The organism is Phytoactinopolyspora limicola, assembly GCF_011320225.1.
Taxonomy (GTDB): Bacteria; Actinomycetota; Actinomycetes; order Jiangellales; family Jiangellaceae; genus Phytoactinopolyspora; species Phytoactinopolyspora limicola.
Window position 1 is genome coordinate 802,124 of sequence record NZ_JAAOEN010000001.1, and the last position, 17,324, is coordinate 819,447.

A 17,324-nucleotide genomic window follows, 5' to 3' on the forward strand; every position below is an offset into this window, starting at 1 on the left:
AGCGGCGGTTCGCGCTTCGCGCTGGTCACACATCGGTACGGCGTAACACCAGCCATCCGCCCACGACGGCGATGCAGGTCCACGCGGTCAGAATCGCCATCCCGGCCCATGGTCCATAGGCGCGGGCGAAGGCTGGGTCGTCCGGCGACCCGACGATGTGCATGATCAGCAGGCCGGCTTGGTCGGGCAAGAACTGGGTCACCGGACGCAGGCCGGGCATATTGCCGAGGCCCTGTGAGCCGAGGAAGAGCATCGGTAGCAGGATCGCCAGCGCCCGGACGGTGCTGCGCAGCATCATGGCCACACCGAACGCGAACATCGAGATCAACACCAGGTAGAGGGTGGCGCCGACGATGGCGCGGCCGCTGCCCGGTGTGGTGATAGACACACCACGGGAACCGAGGGCGGCCTGTGCGGCCGCGAACCCACCGAGCGCCGCGACGAGCGACGTCGCCACGAGGATTGGGACGGTAGCGGCGATCTTGGCGGCGTAGAAGTGCCCACGCCGGGGCAGGGCGGCCAGGCTGGGCCGGATGGTGCCAGTGGAATACTCGCCAGCCACCACCATGATGGTGAACACCACCAGGGCGAGTTGGGCGAGGGTGAGTCCGTAGAAGCTGTAGAAAAGGGGGTCGAAGCGGCCGTCCACCGAGGTGTGGTCCCGCGAGCTGGCGGCCAGCAGCAGAGCGAGCCCGACGGCGGCCGCGACGGTGGCGCCGAGTGTCCACGCGCTCGACCGTAGTGACCACATTTTGACCCACTCGGCGCGGACCAGGCCTGGCCTGGGGAGGGTCGGCCACTCGGTGCGACCCGGCGCCCACCGGTTGCCGCCCATCCGGGTGTCCTGGTCCGCCATCACCAGAAACCTCCGGATCCGGCCTGGTAGTCGACCATACCGGCGGTCATGTGAACATACGCGGCCTCGAGGCTGCCGTGTTCCGCGGTGAGTTCTGTCAGGGTCGTGTCGGTGATCAGGCGGCCACGGCCGATGACGATCAGACGGTCGGCGGTCAACTCCATCTCGGTCATCAGATGGCTGGAGACCAGCACGGTGCGGCCCTCAGCGGCCAGCCCACGCATCAACATGCGCACCCAGCGCACGCCGTCTGGGTCGAGGCCGTTGACCGGTTCGTCGAGCAGCACTGTGCGCGGATCGCCGAGAAGTGCGGCGGCGATGCCCAGCCGCTGGCGCATACCCAACGAGAAGCCGGCGATCCGCCGGTCGGCCGCTGCGGCCAGCCCGACGGATTCCAACAGTTCGTCGACCCGGCGGCGGGGTATTCCATGTGTGGCGGCCAGCCACCGCAGGTGATCGCGCGCGGTCCGGCCGGGATGGGCATCACCTGCGTCGAGTAGGGCACCCACCTCGCGGAGCGGGTGCCGGAGATTCCGATAGGCCTGCCCGCTGATCAACACCTCACCCCGGGTAGGGGCGCTGAGCGCCAGCGCCACCCGCATCGTGGTGGACTTGCCGGAACCGTTGGGTCCGAGGAAGCCGGTGACGTGTCCGGGGTGGACGTCGAACGTCAGGGCGTCGACGGCCACCGTAGCCCGATATCGCTTGTGGAGGTTTCTGACCTCGATCATGCCGTCGAGAATGGCCCGACGCGGGTGGCCGGCACATCGGAGTATGGCCCGGTTTCCGCCCCCAGACCACGGTCTGAGCCGTCGTGGCGCACACCATCGGCCTCCGACCACGGGATGACATCCCCCAGTCGGATGTGGCCGGCGTCGATCCGGGGTTACCGTCGTCAGGTGAACGATCCGACCCGGCCGGAACCACGGGAAGGTGTCCGGTTCGTACCGCCGCGGTTATCCCCCACCGGGCTGATCACGGTGGACGCCGCCGTGGCTGGTGGTTATGTGGCCGTGTCCCTCATCGGGCTGATCGCGGCTGATGCTGCCCCGGACGTGCCCGCCTGGATGGCGACGGTCGTGATCGCCGTCATGGGAGCGGCCGCCGCGGTGCGTCGTTGGCAGCCGCGGGCCGCCCTCGTGGTGGTGGCGCCACTGTCGGTGGTGGGCGTGTGGTTCGAGATCGTATCCGACCCGCTCGTGGCGGCGGCGGCCGTCTTGTACGTCGTCGCACTCGTCGAGCCGGTGCGATCACCCCGCGTGCCGACAGTGGTCGGGGTGCTCAGCGGGCTGGGTTTGGTGCTCGCGGCGATCAGTGGGCCGGTCGGATCCAGCCCGGGGCCCGTATACACGCTCCTGATCGGGCTGGCGCTGTGTGGTGGTGCCTGGGCCCTCGGTCGGGCCATGCGAGACCGGCGGGAGCAGGCCGCCCAGGCGGCCGGGCGGCAGGCTCGTCAGGCGGTGATAGAAGAGCGGCTGCGTATCGCCCGGGAGTTGCACGACGTGGTCGCTCACAGCATGAGCGTGATCACGGTGAGCGCTGGCATCGCCAACCATGTCGTGCGAGAACGGCCCGAACAGGCGGCCCATGCCCTCCAGGTCATCGAGTCGACCGGCCGCGGCGCACTCGACGAGATGCGCCAACTGCTTGGTGTGCTGCGGTCGGACGTGGCCACCGCTGAGCCGGAGGCGGGTGCCGACGTCACCGGAGCCGCGCCAGGGAACGCGGGTCAGTGGCTGCTCGATCCGCGCGACCCGAGCTTATCCCCGGCTCCGGGATTGGCACAGCTACCCGAGCTTGCCGAGCGTGCCCGGTTGGCCGGGGTCGACGTCGAACTAGAGGTCGACGGGGTGCCGCCGCTGCCGCCTGGGCTGGAGCTGACCGTGTATCGGATCGTGCAGGAGGCGTTGACCAACGTCGTGCGGCACGCGGCTCCAGCGGCCTGCTGGGTCCGGGTGCTCGTAGAGGATGATCACCTGGTGGTGGAGGTGCGCGATGACGGGCCCGGGCCGCTGGCGGCTGGTGGATCACATGGGCACGGGTTATTGGGGCTGCGGGAGCGGGTGGCTGTCTACGGCGGTGTGCTGTCCGCCGGCCCAGGTGTCGACGTCGGCTTCGTCGTCACCGCCACATTGCCGTGTACGGCGGTCACCGCGTCCAACGCTGAGCCGTTGACGGCGCCATGAGCCCACCACCACCCGCAGGGCACACCGAGCCTACCCGCGTACTCATCGTCGACGACCAAGCGCTGCTCCGCGGGAGCTTTCGCGTCTTGGTCGACACCGCACCAGACTTGACGGCGGTCGGTGAGGCCAGCACCGGTCGGGCCGCGATCGAACAGTGCCATGGCTGCGCGCCGGATGTGGTGCTGATGGACGTACGTATGCCCGAGATGGACGGGATCGAAGCCACCCGACGTATCTGCGCCGCACCGGAACTGTCGGCCGTACGGGTGCTCATCCTGACGACGTTCGACCTCGATGCCTACGTATACGGCGCACTGCGGGCAGGAGCCAGCGGGTTTGTGCTGAAGGACATGCCACCGGCCGACCTACTGGCCGCGATCCGCGTGGTGGCCGCTGGTGACGCATTGCTGGCCCCCGGCGTGACCCGCCGGCTGATCGCGGAGTTCGCCCGGCGTCCGGAGCCGGCCCGGCCGGTTTCAGCTCGGCTCGATCAGCTCACCGGACGTGAGGTGGAGGTGTTGGAGCTGATCGCGCGGGGCCGCTCCAATGGTGAGATCGCTGAGTATCTCTCCATCAGCCCGGCCACCATCAAATCTCACGTCGGGCACCTGTTGGCGAAGCTGGTGGCACGCGACCGCGCCCAACTGGTGATTGCCGCGTACGAGAGCGGTCTGGTCCGTGCCGCCGCCGTGGAGCGCTGAGCGCCTGGTCCCGGCCGGCTGGCCGGGGTGTCGGGTGATACGTTTCACAGCGGCCGCCATCAGGTGGTTGATCCGAACAACACCCGCCGGGCGCGCCGAGGCCGGCGTTTCGCGGGTGAACACGCCCCTGACCGGGGAGGCCGGACGGACGTGCCGTGCGGCGGAGGAAAGGGTCGAGATGGCGCCAAGCGGACGAATGGTCACGTGGTGGAGACGCTCCGGCGGAGGCCACCGGGCATCAACGAGGCCATCTGGTCGAGGACACTGGCAGCCACAGGCACCGAAGTCGACGTTGAGGCCGTAGGCTTTTCCGGCGTGACGGTCATCCACATACCGCGCCGGCTGCTCACCGAGGAGCCGGGCTGGGCGCAGCACGCTGACGTCGTCGTGGTCGGAAGCGGTATCGCAGGTCTCACCACCGCGCTGGAAGCGCGCAAGGCGGGCCGGGTCCTCTTGGTCACCAAAACCAGCCTGTCGGCCGGTGCGACGGCGTGGGCGCAGGGGGGCATCGCCGCCGCGCTGGGGCCGGAGGACAGTCCGGAGCAACACCTGCACGACACCCTGGTCGCGGGTGTCGGTCTCTGTGCCGACGACGCGGTCCGCACCCTGGTCACCGAAGGGCCCCGGCGGGTTCGTGAACTTGCCGCGCTGGGCACGGAGTTCGAGTTGGCCGACGACGGCAGCATCGCGCTCACCAGGGAGGGCGGACACCGACGGGACCGTATTGCCCATGCCGGCGGCGACGCCACTGGCCGGGAGATTTCCCGAGCACTGATCGAGGCGCTGCGGGCGGTACAGGAAGATCCAGGCATCGAGGTCATCGAGAACGCCCTGGTCACCGACATTCTCACCGACGCGACGGGGCGCGCCTGCGGTGTGGCGCTACACGTCATCGGCGCCGGCCGGATCGACGGCCTCGGCGCGGCGCTCGGCCGCGCGGTTGTGTTGGCGACGGGCGGCATCGGCCAGGTGTACGCCTCCACCACCAACCCACCGGTCTCCACCGGTGATGGCGTCGCCGCGGCGCTACGGGCCGGTGCGGAGATCGTCGATCTCGAATTCGTCCAGTTCCATCCGACCGTTCTGTGGCTCGGCCGAACGGCCAAAGGACAACAGCCGCTCATCTCCGAGGCCGTGCGTGGTGAGGGGGCGCACCTGCGCGATGTCGAAGGTCGGCGTTTCATGCGGGACCAGCATGAGCTCGCCGAGCTGGCACCGCGGCACGTCGTCGCCAAGGCGGTGGTGACGGCGATGGCCGACACCGGTGCCGAGCACGTCTGGCTGGACACCCGGCACCTCGGGGCGGCCTTCCTGGAGGAGCGGTTCCCCACCATCGTGGCCAAGTGCCGGTCCTACGGCATCGATCCGGCCACCGACCTCGTGCCGGTGGCTCCGGCCCAGCATTACGCCAGCGGCGGCGTGCGCACCGACGGCCTGGGGCGCACCACGGTGCCCGGGCTGTACGCCTGCGGCGAGGTGGCGTGGACCGGCGTTCACGGCGCCAACCGGCTGGCGTCCAATTCGCTCCTCGAGGGGCTGGTGTGGGGGCATCGGATCGCCGTCGACCTCACCGAGAATCTGGCCGAGGTCGCCGTCGGTGATCCCCAGCCGCGCCCTGGTCCAGCGGCGCTGCTCGACCCCGAGGCCGGACGGTACGTCCAGGCCGCCATGACCGCCGGGGCCGGCGTACTCCGGTCGGCATCATCGCTACAGACGTTGCAGGCCCGGCTGGCCACGCTCAGCCAGGAACGCCGCAGCACGGTCCCAACGCCCGCCGCGTGGGAGACAACCAACCTGCATGCCGTCGCCGTTACGCTCGGACGGCATGCGGCTATTCGCGAAGAGACCCGCGGGGGCCATTGGCGGGAGGACTTTCCGGATCGGGACGACACGAGGTGGCTGGGACATCTGGTCAGCAGCCTCGATCCGGACGGAATCCTGGAGACAACATTTCAGCCGATGAGGGAGAAGTCATGAGTCTGGCCGAGCCGGTGACGAGCGCCCTGCGCGACGCAGGCCTCGACCCGCTCTATGTGGAGGATCTGGTCCGAGCGACGCTCGAGGAAGACCTGGACGGGGGCATCGACGTCACGACCGAGGCGACGGTTCCGGCTCAGCAACGGGTGCGGGCGACGCTTTCGGCCCGTACCACTGGGGTCATCGCTGGGCTGCCGGTCATCGAGGCCGTGTTCGCCGCGGCCGGCGACGCCATCCGGACCGAGCGTTTGGTTCCCGACGGCAGCTGGGTGGAGCCGGGAACACCCGTGCTGGCCGTTGCCGGACCCACCCGTCAGATTCTGCTCGCCGAGCGTACCGCGCTGAACCTCGGGTCGCGGCTGTCCGGCATCGCTACGGCTACCAGCCAATGGGTGTACGCACTCGAGGGCACTGAAACGCTGATCCGCGACACCAGGAAGACCACGCCGCTGCTCCGGCCGCTGGAGAAGTACGCCGTCCGGGTCGGCGGTGGGCACAACCACCGGTCGTCGCTGTCGGAGGCGGCCCTGATCAAGGACAACCACGTGGTAGCCGCCGGAGGTATCGCCGCCGCGTTCCGCGCGGTGCGCCAGGCCGCACCGGAGGTGGCGGTCGAAGTCGAGGTGGACGATGTCGCGGGCGCCGTCGAGGCCGTGGAGGCCGGAGCTGAGCTGGTACTGCTCGACAACTTCTCGGTCGAGCAGGTGCACGAGGCGGTGGCCGCTGTCAACGGGCGAGCCCGGCTGGAAGTCAGTGGCGGTCTGACGCTGCAGGCTGCCCGCGCCTACGCGGAGACCGGCGTGGACTACCTGTCGGTGGGCGCACTCACTCATTCGGTGACCGCCATGGATCTCGGGCTCGACGTCGATCAGGTAGAAGGCGTCGACGCGGAGTGGGCCGCAGACGCTGGTCAGGCCGATGCTCGGCGTGGTCAGGGCGCCGGCGAGCCAGCCGAAACGTCGGTGTTCAGCTAGTGTGTCGCACCGGACATCCACGACACGGCGCCCGGATGTCCGGTCCGTGACACTAGCGTCACGGCGCTAGAGCACCTGACGGTGAGGGAGACCGAACGAGATGTTGCTCGCTATCGACGTCGGCAACACCGAGACGGTGATCGGCCTGCTCGACGGCCTGGAGGTCGAACACCACTGGCGGGTGTCCACGGTGTCGAACCGCACCGCGGATGAGTTGATGGCCGTTCTTCGGGGTCTCTTCGCTGGCGGGTACGACGACGGCATCGACGGGGTCGCGGTGTGTTCAACAGTGCCGTCGATCCTCCGGTCGATCCGCACCCTCGTCCAGCGGTACTACGCCGACGTTCCCACAGTGCTGGTCGAACCGGGAGTGCGCACCGGAGTGTCGGTGCTCACCGAGAATCCGCGAGAAGTCGGCTCAGACCGGGTGGTCAACGCGCTGGCGGCCATCAAGCTCTACGGCGGACCCTGCATCGTCGTCGACTTCGGCACCGCCACCACGTTCGACGTCGTATCACCGAAGGGTGAGTACATCGGTGGTGCCATCGCACCTGGTATCGGCGTCTCCATCGACGCACTCGGCGACGCGGGGGCACAGCTACGCCGGGTAGAGCTCGTCCGACCACGGTCGGTCATCGCGCGGAACACGGTCGAAGCGCTGCAGTCGGGTGCGCTGTATGGGTTCAGCGGGCAGGTGGACGGAATCGTCACCCGGATGGCGGACGAACTCGGTGTGCCGCTCGAAGAACTCCCGGTGATCGCCACCGGTGGGCTTGCCCCCGTTGTGCTCGATGAGGCGGCCACCGTCAAATATCACGAGCCGTGGCTGACGCTGGTGGGCTTGCGGCTGATCTTCGACCGCAACCTGGACCCGCGTACTCCATGATCATGGGGTCGTTCCCTGGGTCAGTGCCACCAGATCGCCCACCGGGCCGATGTGGCGCAGCTTGTCCGGGTTGATGACGTTGTAGAACGCGCCGATCCGGTCGCCTGTGGTGGCAAGGGTCAACACACCCAACACCCCGCCGTCGGGTGCGAATGCCTGCCAGGCGGCCAGCCCATTGGCCTCGGCCAGCTCGATTCGCATATCCGTCCGTCGGGCCTGCCGCAGCAAACCCAGCACAAACCGGCCGACCTGCGTCGGTCCAGTGATCGGCCGGCCGAGCGCGGGTACTCGGCCTCCGCCGTCGCCGACGAACTCGACGTCGTCGGTGAGCAACTGGTGCAGCGCTGTCATGTCGCCGCCAGACGCCGCCGCCAGGAACCGTTGCGAGAGCTCCACCTGGTGGGTGCGGTCCGCCTCGAACCGGGGTTGACGCTCGGTCACCGCGCGCCGGGCCCGGGCCATGATCTGCCGGCAGTTCGCGACACTCTTCTCGACCACCTCGGCGATGTCTTCGTAGGTGTATCCGAACACTTCACGCAGCAGGAAGACCGCTCGCTCGACCGGCGACAGCGATTCGAGCAGGATCAGGAACGCCGTGGTCACCGTCTCGTCGGTTTCTAACCGGTGGGCGGGATCGTCGTCGGAGGTGAGCAGCGGCTCCGGCAGCCATGGGCCTACGTACAGTTCCCGCCGCACGCGGGCCGAACGCAGGGCGTCGATGGCGAGCCGGGTGGTGATCGTCGTGGCGAACGCCTCGGCCGACTCGATCCGTTTGCCGTCGACAGTGCTCTTGTGCATCCGTAGAAACGCCTCCTGGACGACGTCCTCTGCCTCGGCGACGCTGCCGAGCATCCGGTACGCGATGGAGAACATCAGCGGCCGCAGCTTGTCGTGTTGCAGGGCGATCACCTCTCGATACAACCACGTCGCGGGTGTTGCCCACCACGGTCGGCGCGGATGTCGTCCGGCACTTGTCATAAATCGGAGGGCTACCTCGTCGAAGGGGGTGACCATAAGGAGGAACAGCCATGAAGATCTTCGTAGCCGGTGCCACCGGCGCCATGGGCCGTCAACTCGTGCCCGCCCTCGTCTCCGCCGGACACCACGTGGTGGGCACCACACGCACGGCCGACAAAGCCGGACAGGTGCGCGACGCTGGCGCCGAGCCGGTGATCATGGATGGGTTGGATCGGGACAGCGTCATGGCAGCGGTCGTTAGCGCAGAGCCAGACGTCGTCATCCACCAGCTCACCGCCATCGGCGGCACCGACTTCAAACGTTTCGACGAGACCTACGCGGCGACGAACAAGCTACGGACCACAGGGGTGGACTATGTGCTGGCCGCCGCCCGGGCCGCCGGGGCCAAGAGGTTGATCGTTCAAGGGTTCACCGGCTGGCCGAATACCCGCGACGGCAGTCAGGTGAAGACCGAAGAGGACCCGCTCGACCCGCACCCAGCCCCGGCCGCGGCCGAATCACACGCTGCCATCAGCTACCTGGAGTCGGTGGTGAGCGACGCGGTCGGCATCGAGGGTGTGGTGCTGCGGTATGGGGTGTTCTACGGTCCCGGCACCGCGTTTGGTAGCGGGGGCGAGATGCTGGACGTTGTCGCGGCCCGGAAGATGCCGGTGGTCGGTGGTGGAACAGGGGTGTTCTCCTTCGTCCACATCGCCGACGCCGCGGCCGCCACGGTGGCGGCGGTAGACAATGGCAGCCCTGGGATCTACAACATCGTCGACGACGAACCGGCCGCCGTGAGTACCTGGCTGCCATACCTGGCCGACGTGTTGGGGGCGAAGAAGCCGCGGCGAATGCCGGCCTGGCTGGTGAAGCCGATGCTCGGTGAGTTCGGTGTCGCGGTGATGACGACGATCCGGGGCTCGTCGAATACCAAAGCGAAGCGCGAACTCGGCTGGACACCGGCGTATCCGACCTGGCGGCAGGGTTTCCGCACGCTCAACCGATGATCCGTGACGTCGCCCGCCCTCACCGAAGATGCGGGCTGGCCTCCACGAAGTGCCAGCCCGCGGCCTCCACCGCCCGGTGGGCCGGGCCGGTCATGGCCGAGAACGAGACCTCGAAACCGTTCGTGTGGCCGCTCGTGGTCAACTCCCGGAGGAACTCGACACCGGTGCCGGACATGGCGCTGACCCGGTGCATGTCGACCACGACATGGTTGAGCCCCCCGATCCGTTCCAGGGTGGCGACCTCGGCGACGGCCTCGTGGAGCTGTTCGGCCAGGGTGTCGTCGATGCTGCCGGAGAGAAAGACGACGATTTCGCGTCCGCCCCGGTCGACGACCTCGATAGTGCCCATCGACCTCACCTCCTTCTTTGAAGCGTGGCACCTCGGCCCGCCGGATGCAATGGAAAGCGGGGTGAAGCGCGGTTTCGCCGGGCACTAGGCTGGTGAGCCATGACTGAGCAGACATCGATGCCTATCGACGACGATCTTCCGGAGCAGATGCGGGTTCGTCGGCAGAAGCGGGCTGAGCTGCTCGACGCGGGGGCTGCGCCGTACGCGCGGGGGTTCGGTCGCTCACACACACTCGCCGAGCTCAGGGCCGCGTATCCGGACTTGGCACCTGGCACCGAGACGGGCGATCGGGTGGCGGTGGCCGGCCGCGTGATCTTCCTACGCAACACCGGCAAGCTCTGCTTCGCGCGGGTGCGCGCGGGCGACGGCACCGAACTCCAGGCCATGCTCGCGTTGGACCGGGTCGGGGAGCAGCGGCTGGCGGACTGGAAACACCTCGTCGATATCGGTGACCATATCGGTGTCGAAGGTGAGGTGATCACGAGCAAGCGAGGTGAGCTGTCCGTCCTCGCCGACTCGTGGACGATCGTGTCGAAGGCGCTGCGGCCGCTCCCGATCGCGCACAAGGCGTTGAACGAGGAGACCCGTATCCGTCAGCGCTACGTCGACCTGATCGTCAACCCCGATGCTCGGGACATGGTGCGTACTCGTGCGGCGGTGGTGCGCTCGGTGCGCGAGACGCTACACCGCCACGAATACATCGAGGTCGAGACGCCGACGCTGCATGTCTTACATGGGGGTGCGGCGGCCCGGCCGTTCGAGACCCACCTCAATGCCTTCGAGCTGCCGGTGACCCTCCGCATCGCCCTTGAGCTGCACCTGAAGCGCGCCATCGTCGGAGGTGTCGACCGGGTTTACGAGATCGGCCGGGTGTTCCGCAACGAAGGGGTGGACTCCACTCATAGTCCGGAGTTCACCATGCTGGAGGCATACGAAGCCTACGGCGACTACGACACCATGGCCGAGCTCACCCGGTCGATGGTCATCGAGGCCGGGCGGGCGGTCGGGCGGACGGTGGTCCCCGACGGCCGGGGCGGAGAGATCGACCTCGAAGCTCCGTGGAACCGGATCACTCTGCACGACGCGGTCTCCGCGGCGGTGGGCGAGCACGTCACATCCGACACGCCTGAGCAGCGTCTACGGGAACTGGCCGCCAAACACGATGTTGTCCTTCAACCCGGCTGGGGCGCAGGTGAAATCGTCCTGGAGCTGTTCGAGAAACTTGCCGAACACACGTTGGTCGAACCCACCTTCGTCTGCGACTATCCGGAAACCGTTCGGCCGCTGGCCAGCCCCCGTGCCGACGATCCCCGGCTAACGGAGTCGTGGGACCTGATCGTGGCCGGTGTCGAGTTGGGTGTCGCGTACACCGAGTTGGTCGACCCAGTCATCCAGCGGGCGCGGCTCGAAGAACAGGCCGAGTTGGCTGCCGCTGGTGATCCAGAGGCGATGCAGGTCGACGAGGATTTCCTCCGGGCCCTCGAGTACGGCATGCCACCCACCGGCGGTATGGGTTTGGGCATCGACCGGCTGGTGATGCTGCTGACCGGCCGCGGTATTCGGGAGACCATCCTGTTCCCCACGGTGAAGCCGGAGTGAACCAGACCGAGAAGCGGTTCGTTGTGCGCCGGGCCCGTACTGCGGACGTGAAGGCGATCCGGCAGTTGCTCGATGATTACGCGCGCAAGCGGATATTGCTGTCCAAAGAGACGGTGACGCTCTACGAGGATGTACAAGAGTTCTGGGTCGCCGAGACTTCCAGTGATGGTCGGGTGATCGGGTGCGGCGCATTACATGTCATGTGGGAGGATCTGGCCGAAGTTCGCACTTTGGCGACGCTCCCTGAGTGGCGTGGCCACGGGGTGGGCCATGCGGTGCTGGGCAAGCTGCTGGATGTAGCGGCAGAACTGGGTGTGTCTCGTGTCTTCTGCTTGACGTTCGAGGTCGACTTCTTTGCACGACATGGCTTCGAAATAGCGGAGGGCACTCCAGTCTCGCCGGAAGTGTATGCGCAGTTACTCCGCTCCTACGATGAAGGTGTCGCGGAGTTCCTAGATCTGGATCGGGTCAAACCAAACACTCTGGGCAACGTTCGGATGTTCCGGCGATTTGAGTGAAGATCAGCGAACCTGATCGGGTACTGTGAACTCGTAGATTGCAGTTCCACGATTAGTGGCGTATTAATGGATACTCAAGGAACGCGAACACAACATACATACGAGGGGATCTACAGATGGCCCAGAAGGTTCAAGTCATTCTTCTCGACGACCTTGATGGCGGCGAGGCAGATGAAACCATCAACTTCGGCCTGGACGGATCGACCTACGAGATCGACCTGTCTAAGAAGAACGCCGCAAAGCTGCGTGACGTTCTAGCGCCTTATGTGGCGTCAGCACGTAGAGCCGGCACCAAGCGGGCCCGCGGTAAAGCGCGGGCTGGGGGCGCGCGTGGCGGTGCTACCGACACCGCGGCTGTGCGCGATTGGGCCCGGTCGCAAGGCCTGAAGGTCTCGGACCGGGGGCGTATTCCCGCCGAGATCCTCGAGAAGTACGAGGCGAGTCGATAAGCGTCGACCAGCGGCGGTAACGCCGACGCCCGAGGGCTCCCATGCACTTGCATGGGAGCCCTCGTCGTATGTCGTGGGCCCGGCGGTGTGGTTGTTTGTGCCGCCCGGCCAAGAACGGAAGAATAACGTGCGGTGTGCTCAGGCCTGAGCCATGACCTGCCGCTGTCGGCCCAGCCCGTTGATTTCCAGTTCGACGACGTCGCCGGCCCGGAGGTACGGCTGGCCGGCGATTCCCAGCGCCACCCCCGCCGGCGTGCCCGTGTTCACGAGGTCGCCGGGCTCCAAGACCATGAACTGGCTGAGATACCAGATGATGTGCCCGATGCCGAATATCAGGTTCGACGTGTTGCCGTCCTGGCGCAGTTCGCCGTTGACCCAGAGCCGGAGTTCGAGTTTCTCTGCCTGCGGAACGTCCGGCGCCGGTACGAGCCACGGGCCTAGCGGGTTGAATGTCTCACAGGACTTGCCCTTGTCCCACTGTCCGCCACGTTCGAGTTGGAACTCGCGTTCAGACACGTCGTGTGAGACCGCGTAGCCCGCGATCACCTCGAGCGCGGATTCCGGAGAGTCGAGATAACGGGCCGGCTTGCCGACGACGATACCGAGCTCGATTTCCCAGTCGGTCTTCGTGCTGCCACGTGGGATGAGTACGTCGTCGTATGGCCCGACCACAGTATTCGGGGCCTTCATGAAGATGACCGGTTCGTCCGGTATCTTCATACCGCTCTCGGCGGCATGATCACTGTAGTTGAGGCCAATGCAGACGACCTTTCCGGGGCGGGCGATCGGTGCTCCGACACGTTGTCCCTCAGGGTCAATGGCGACGAGTTCCCCCGCCTCGGCTGCCGCCCGGGCTCGTGCGATTCCGTCCGCGGCGAGGAAAGCACCGTCAATGTCCGGTGTGATATTTCCGAGATCGAACGTTGTGTCGTCGACACGGATTGCAGGACGTTCGGCACCTGGTTGCCCGAGGCGTAACAGCTGCATGCTTATCTCTCCTGTAATAGGGATCTCGTGGGACGATTCTGTCAGTTTGGTCGACGAAACCGAAGTAGTGGTCAATAGGCGAGATGGGTGATCTATCAATGAATGTCGGCAGGTGAACGCAAAGCCGGAGATCGATCGGCGGTCAAAGAATGTGAACGTGCTCCGGAGTGAGCTCATCGACCGACCCGACACCGAGCAACTGCATAGTTCGACGCACCTCCGTGGTCAGTATCTCGGCGGCTCTGGCGACCCCACGCTCGCCGCCGGCCATCAAGCCATAGAGGTAGGCCCGGCCGACCAAACACGCGTCGGCTCCGAGCGCCACGGCTGCCACGATGTCGGCACCACTCAGGATTCCGGTATCGAGGTAGATCTCGGCACGTCCGTTCACCGCCGCGACGACGTCGGGCAGGATCCGCAGCGGAGTGGGTGCTCGGTCGAGCTGGCGGCCGCCGTGGTTCGACAGGACGATCGCATCGGCGCCCGCGTCGACTACGCGGAGCGCGTCGTCGACCGTCTGGATGCCTTTGACGATCAACGGACCAGTCCAGATCGAGCGCAGCCAGGCGAGATCGTCGATGGTCATGGTTGGGTCGAAGAGTGTGTTGAGTAGTTCCGCGACGGTTCCGTGCCACTCGGACAGGGAAGCGAACCTGAGGGGTTCGGTTGTAAGCAGGTTGATCCACCAGCTCGGGTGCATCGCCGCGTTGGCGACCGTTTTCGCGGTGAGTGAGGGTGGAAGGGTGAACCCGTTGCGAACGTCGCGCAACCGGGCTCCGGCCACCGGAACGTCGACGGTCAGCATCAGCGCCTCGTAGCCGGCCGCGGAGGCCCGGCGGACGAGATCTTCGCCGGCGGCCCGGTCTTTCCACACGTAGAGCTGAAACCAACGGCGGGCTTCCGGTGCCGCGGCAGCGACGTCCTCGATCGACGTGGTTCCCATGGTTGAGAGGGCGTACGGAATGCCGACCTGTTGCGCGACCCGCACCACCGCACGCTCGCCCTCGTGGTTCATCATCCGGGTGAAGCCGGTGGGAGCGAAGGTAAACGGCTGGGCGCTGGGCTGACCGAGCAGCGTCGTCGATGTGTCGACCGTGGAGACGTCGCGCAGGACTGAGGGTCGAAACTCCACTCGGCGGAACAACTCTCGGGCGCGGCGGAGGCTGACCTCCGCTTCAGCGGCTCCGTCGGTGTAGTCGAAAACCGAACGTGGTGTCCGGCGGCGGGCGATCCGGCGTAGGTCGGCAATCGTCAGCGCCTTCTCGAGCCGGCGGTCGGTGGCGTTCATGGTTACGGGTTGGGGGCGCAGGAGCGGCTTGAGGTCGGCCCATCGGGGCAGCTGTCGTCGTGTCATCGATACTCCGCGGGGACGGTGCTAGTGTGTCGCGCCGGAAATCCGTGCGTCTGAATTTAGTGCCCAGGCGGCGCCTCGCTGCGTTGCCGTCGTCGATCGATGCACCACATCGACCTCCTCCGGCGCCTTGCGATGCATCCACCTGACCACCAACTTCAGACGCGGATCTCCGGCGCGACACACTAGCTGGGGTTGTGATCTGGCTGGCGTGGCGCTGTGGTCCTACCACAGTAGGTGGTGTGGTTGGACCACACCAAGCCGACCGTCGTACGCTGCGATGGTGAAGGCGTACGAACTCGTCCTGGAATGGATCGAAGGCGAGATCGCGGAGGGTCGGCTGGCCATCGGCGATCGGCTGCCCGGCGAGCGCGTGGTGGCGGATCGGCTGAGGGTGAGCCGAACCTCGGTCCGGGAGGCTATCCGGGTACTCGAGGTGATGGGGGTCATTCGTACATCGGCCGGGTCCGGGCCCGACGCTGGAGCGGTCGTCGTCGCCGAACCACACTCCCCACTGACATCCACCCTCCGTCTCCACCTGGCGACGAGTCATCTGCCGATCTCCGACATCGTGCAGACCCGGATCCTGCTGGAGTCCTGGGCGGTGGCGGAGGCCGCGACGGTGATGGACGACGCCGCCTTGGATGCCGCCGCCCGGTTGCTGGACGCCATGGACGACCCCGCATTAGGTCCGGAACGGTTTCACATCCTCGATGCGGAGTTCCATGTGGCGCTGTGCAGGGGGGCCGGAAACCTGTTGGTCTCCACCATCATGGCCGCCCTGCGGGAGGCGATCCATGGTTATGTGATGGCGGCCGTGCCGATGGTCGACAACTGGCCGGACATCGCGGCCCAGTTGCGGCGCGAACACCGCGCCGTCCTGGACGCGGTGCGTGGCGGGCAGGGTGAGGTCGCGGCAAAGCTGGTCACCGACCACATCGACGGCTTCTATCGGGCCACCCGGCTGGCCTGAGGGCGGGGTTTGAAGCTCCCTTGACGAGGCAACGCCGGCCGACTGCTCAGCCTTCGAGATCGGAGATGGGGATGTCGACCTGGAACGGTTCGGTCAGGTGCGCCACCTCACCCACCATCCAGGTGCCGACCTCGGTGTAGACAGTAGCGTCGTCAGTAAGCGTGAAGGCGGTGAGGCTGGCTCGTGGTTCGGTCTCTACCAGCCAGAACGCCGGAATTCCCGCGGCAGCGTACTTGGCGGGCTTCAGCAACCGGTCGAGTGCCATCGATCCGGCCGAGACCACCTCGACGACGAGGCTCAACTCGGAGGCGGGCACGCGGTCAGGATCGGCCCGGGCAGCACGGGCAGAGGCTACCGACAGATCGGGCACCAGGTATGTCGGGTGGATATCGACCGCCACCGGTCCCAGGACGTGACTGGTGGGGCCGATAGCCGCGGCGATGACACGTTCGAGGCTGGAGCAGACGGTCTGGTGCCACAACCCCGGTGGCGGCGTCATGTACAAGCCGCCCTCGATGATCTCGAAGCGCCAGCTGGAGTCGGGGATTTTCCGGAGATCGTCGAAGGTCCAAGGCTCGTTCCGGTCAACGGGAATCTCTGGAGCTGTCATCTCGACCACCACGTCCCTCCAGCCTGATGTCAGTTTCGCATCACGCCGATCGTGCCGCCAGCCTCCTGCCCAACCCCCTGCCCAACCCCCTGCCCGACCGGTTGTCAGGCCGGACAACTCGGCGAGCAGGGGGGCAGGCGGGGCGAGTGGGCTGGTGTGTCCGCGCTTCGGGTTGGCTGCGCTGCTTCTTGGTCAGCGGCCCTGGTTCTTGACCGCTTCGATGGCTGCCGCCGCGGCGTCCGGATCCAGGTACTCGCCACCACGTGCGACGGGGCGCATCGCCTCGTCGAGGTGGTACAGAAGCGGCACACCGGTAGGGATATTCAGGCCGGCGATGTCGTCGTCGGAGATCCCGTCGAGGTGTTTCACGAGTGCCCGCAGCGAATTGCCGTGGGCCACGACAGCAACCGTCTGTCCGCCGCGCAGATCCGGCACGATGGCGTCGTACCAGTACGGCAGGAACCGGCCCAGGACGTCCTTCAAGCACTCGGTGCGCGGCAACAACTCTGGCGGCAGATCCGCGTACCGGGGGTCGCCACTTTGCGAGAATTCGTCGTCGTCGGCGATGGGTGGTGGCGGGGTGTCGTAGGAGCGTCGCCACAGCATGAATTGTTCTTCGCCGAACTCGTCGAGCGTCTGCTTCTTGTCTTTACCCTGCAGTGCGCCGTAGTGACGTTCGTTGAGCCGCCACGACCGGCGGACCGGGATCCAGTGCCGGTCGGCGACGTCGAGGGTGATGTTCGCGGTGCGGGTGGCGCGGCGCAGCACGCTGGTGTGGACGACGTCGGGTAGGACGCCGCGCTCGGACAGCAGCTCACCGCCCCGGCGGGCTTCGGCCTCACCGGTATTGGTCAGGTCGACGTCCACCCAACCGGTGAAGAGATTCTTCGCGTTCCACTCGCTCTCGCCATGCCGGAGCAACACCAGACGGTAGGTCATGC

The 17,324-nt window shown here is 66.8% G+C and carries 18 protein-coding genes; 10 read left to right on the forward strand and 8 right to left on the reverse strand.

Annotated elements, in window-relative coordinates:
- Positions 1-25: 25 nt before the first annotated feature.
- Positions 26-856, reverse strand: coding sequence for an ABC-2 transporter permease (locus G8760_RS03915; RefSeq protein WP_166346809.1), 831 nt, complete (start codon positions 854-856; stop codon positions 26-28).
- A complete protein-coding gene (locus tag G8760_RS03920) occupies positions 856-1,587 on the reverse strand; it encodes an ABC transporter ATP-binding protein (protein WP_166346812.1) in 732 nt (243 codons plus the stop codon). The genes G8760_RS03915 and G8760_RS03920 overlap by 1 nt, the downstream gene beginning before the upstream one ends.
- Before the next feature lie 168 nt (positions 1,588-1,755).
- Here G8760_RS03920 and G8760_RS03925 point away from each other — a divergent pair, with 168 nt between their 5' ends.
- The 5 genes from G8760_RS03925 to G8760_RS03945 all read left to right on the forward strand — a co-directional run bounded on the left by G8760_RS03925 (position 1,756) and on the right by G8760_RS03945 (position 7,580).
- Positions 1,756-3,042 carry a sensor histidine kinase gene (locus G8760_RS03925; RefSeq protein ID WP_207781996.1) on the forward strand — a complete coding sequence of 429 codons (1,287 nt, stop codon included), beginning with the start codon at positions 1,756-1,758 and terminating at the stop codon, positions 3,040-3,042.
- Positions 3,039-3,743, forward strand: a complete 705-nt coding sequence (locus tag G8760_RS03930) for a response regulator (RefSeq protein WP_166346815.1) — start codon at positions 3,039-3,041, stop codon at positions 3,741-3,743. Before G8760_RS03925 ends, G8760_RS03930 begins: the two co-directional genes overlap by 4 nt.
- A gap of 315 nt (positions 3,744-4,058) precedes the next feature.
- The gene (locus tag G8760_RS03935; RefSeq protein ID WP_166346818.1) at positions 4,059-5,720 is read left to right on the forward strand and encodes an L-aspartate oxidase; all 1,662 of its coding nucleotides are present in this window, start codon (positions 4,059-4,061) and stop codon (positions 5,718-5,720) included.
- Positions 5,717-6,694: a carboxylating nicotinate-nucleotide diphosphorylase gene (nadC, locus tag G8760_RS03940; RefSeq protein WP_166346821.1), complete on the forward strand. Its 978-nt coding sequence runs from the start codon at positions 5,717-5,719 to the stop codon at positions 6,692-6,694. The genes G8760_RS03935 and nadC overlap by 4 nt, the downstream gene beginning before the upstream one ends.
- A gap of 100 nt (positions 6,695-6,794) precedes the next feature.
- A complete protein-coding gene (locus G8760_RS03945; RefSeq protein ID WP_166346824.1) occupies positions 6,795-7,580 on the forward strand; it encodes a type III pantothenate kinase in 786 nt (261 codons plus the stop codon).
- Here the strand turns inward: G8760_RS03945 and G8760_RS03950 are convergent, their stop codons facing one another.
- Positions 7,581-8,558: an RNA polymerase sigma-70 factor gene (locus G8760_RS03950; RefSeq protein ID WP_166346827.1), complete on the reverse strand. Its 978-nt coding sequence runs from the start codon at positions 8,556-8,558 to the stop codon at positions 7,581-7,583.
- Positions 8,559-8,608: 50 nt separating this feature from the next.
- On the opposite strand from G8760_RS03950, the gene G8760_RS03955 reads away from it, so the two are divergent.
- Positions 8,609-9,547 carry an NAD-dependent epimerase/dehydratase family protein gene (locus tag G8760_RS03955; protein WP_166346831.1) on the forward strand — a complete coding sequence of 313 codons (939 nt, stop codon included), beginning with the start codon at positions 8,609-8,611 and terminating at the stop codon, positions 9,545-9,547.
- Between the two features lie 19 nt (positions 9,548-9,566).
- Here G8760_RS03955 and G8760_RS03960 read toward each other — a convergent pair whose 3' ends face one another.
- Positions 9,567-9,896, reverse strand: coding sequence for an STAS domain-containing protein (locus G8760_RS03960; RefSeq protein WP_166346834.1), 330 nt, complete (start codon positions 9,894-9,896; stop codon positions 9,567-9,569).
- Positions 9,897-9,995: 99 nt separating this feature from the next.
- On the opposite strand from G8760_RS03960, the gene lysS reads away from it, so the two are divergent.
- The 3 genes from lysS (at position 9,996) to G8760_RS03975 (ending at position 12,462) form a co-directional block, all read left to right on the forward strand.
- The gene (gene lysS / locus G8760_RS03965; RefSeq protein ID WP_166346837.1) at positions 9,996-11,495 is read left to right on the forward strand and encodes a lysine--tRNA ligase; all 1,500 of its coding nucleotides are present in this window, start codon (positions 9,996-9,998) and stop codon (positions 11,493-11,495) included.
- The gene (locus G8760_RS03970) at positions 11,492-12,013 is read left to right on the forward strand and encodes an amino-acid N-acetyltransferase (protein WP_166346840.1); all 522 of its coding nucleotides are present in this window, start codon (positions 11,492-11,494) and stop codon (positions 12,011-12,013) included. Before lysS ends, G8760_RS03970 begins: the two co-directional genes overlap by 4 nt.
- 116 nt (positions 12,014-12,129) lie before the next feature.
- The gene (locus G8760_RS03975; protein ID WP_166346843.1) at positions 12,130-12,462 is read left to right on the forward strand and encodes a histone-like nucleoid-structuring protein Lsr2; all 333 of its coding nucleotides are present in this window, start codon (positions 12,130-12,132) and stop codon (positions 12,460-12,462) included.
- Positions 12,463-12,600: 138 nt separating this feature from the next.
- On the opposite strand, the gene G8760_RS03980 is transcribed toward G8760_RS03975, so the two are convergent.
- The gene (locus tag G8760_RS03980) at positions 12,601-13,449 is read right to left on the reverse strand and encodes a fumarylacetoacetate hydrolase family protein (RefSeq protein ID WP_166346846.1); all 849 of its coding nucleotides are present in this window, start codon (positions 13,447-13,449) and stop codon (positions 12,601-12,603) included.
- 142 nt (positions 13,450-13,591) lie between these two features.
- Positions 13,592-14,803: an alpha-hydroxy acid oxidase gene (locus tag G8760_RS03985; protein ID WP_166346849.1), complete on the reverse strand. Its 1,212-nt coding sequence runs from the start codon at positions 14,801-14,803 to the stop codon at positions 13,592-13,594.
- Positions 14,804-15,083: 280 nt separating this feature from the next.
- Between G8760_RS03985 and G8760_RS03990 the strand changes: the two genes are divergently transcribed.
- Complete coding sequence (locus tag G8760_RS03990; protein WP_207781997.1) at positions 15,084-15,773, forward strand: FadR/GntR family transcriptional regulator; 690 nt, start codon at positions 15,084-15,086, stop codon at positions 15,771-15,773.
- Positions 15,774-15,819: 46 nt separating this feature from the next.
- On the opposite strand, the gene G8760_RS03995 is transcribed toward G8760_RS03990, so the two are convergent.
- Both G8760_RS03995 and G8760_RS04000 read right to left on the reverse strand, forming a co-directional pair.
- Positions 15,820-16,383 carry a Uma2 family endonuclease gene (locus G8760_RS03995; RefSeq protein WP_166346855.1) on the reverse strand — a complete coding sequence of 188 codons (564 nt, stop codon included), beginning with the start codon at positions 16,381-16,383 and terminating at the stop codon, positions 15,820-15,822.
- Between the two features lie 192 nt (positions 16,384-16,575).
- The gene (locus G8760_RS04000) at positions 16,576-17,322 is read right to left on the reverse strand and encodes a phosphoglyceromutase (protein ID WP_166346858.1); all 747 of its coding nucleotides are present in this window, start codon (positions 17,320-17,322) and stop codon (positions 16,576-16,578) included.
- Positions 17,323-17,324: the final 2 nt, after the last annotated feature.

Coding starts and splice junctions, on each gene's coding strand:
- G8760_RS04000 (WP_166346858.1), bottom strand. CDS start 17,322: ATGACCTACCGTCTGGTGTTGCTCCGGCATGGCGAGAGCGAGTGGAAC.
- nadC (WP_166346821.1), top strand. CDS start 5,717: ATGAGTCTGGCCGAGCCGGTGACGAGCGCCCTGCGCGACGCAGGCCTC.
- G8760_RS03985 (WP_166346849.1), bottom strand. CDS start 14,803: ATGACACGACGACAGCTGCCCCGATGGGCCGACCTCAAGCCGCTCCTG.
- G8760_RS03955 (WP_166346831.1), top strand. CDS start 8,609: ATGAAGATCTTCGTAGCCGGTGCCACCGGCGCCATGGGCCGTCAACTC.
- G8760_RS03975 (WP_166346843.1), top strand. CDS start 12,130: ATGGCCCAGAAGGTTCAAGTCATTCTTCTCGACGACCTTGATGGCGGC.
- G8760_RS03950 (WP_166346827.1), bottom strand. CDS start 8,558: ATGACAAGTGCCGGACGACATCCGCGCCGACCGTGGTGGGCAACACCC.
- G8760_RS03930 (WP_166346815.1), top strand. CDS start 3,039: ATGAGCCCACCACCACCCGCAGGGCACACCGAGCCTACCCGCGTACTC.
- G8760_RS03945 (WP_166346824.1), top strand. CDS start 6,795: ATGTTGCTCGCTATCGACGTCGGCAACACCGAGACGGTGATCGGCCTG.
- lysS (WP_166346837.1), top strand. CDS start 9,996: ATGACTGAGCAGACATCGATGCCTATCGACGACGATCTTCCGGAGCAG.
- G8760_RS03960 (WP_166346834.1), bottom strand. CDS start 9,896: ATGGGCACTATCGAGGTCGTCGACCGGGGCGGACGCGAAATCGTCGTC.
- G8760_RS03980 (WP_166346846.1), bottom strand. CDS start 13,449: ATGCAGCTGTTACGCCTCGGGCAACCAGGTGCCGAACGTCCTGCAATC.
- G8760_RS03920 (WP_166346812.1), bottom strand. CDS start 1,587: ATGATCGAGGTCAGAAACCTCCACAAGCGATATCGGGCTACGGTGGCC.
- G8760_RS03995 (WP_166346855.1), bottom strand. CDS start 16,383: ATGACAGCTCCAGAGATTCCCGTTGACCGGAACGAGCCTTGGACCTTC.
- G8760_RS03915 (WP_166346809.1), bottom strand. CDS start 856: ATGGCGGACCAGGACACCCGGATGGGCGGCAACCGGTGGGCGCCGGGT.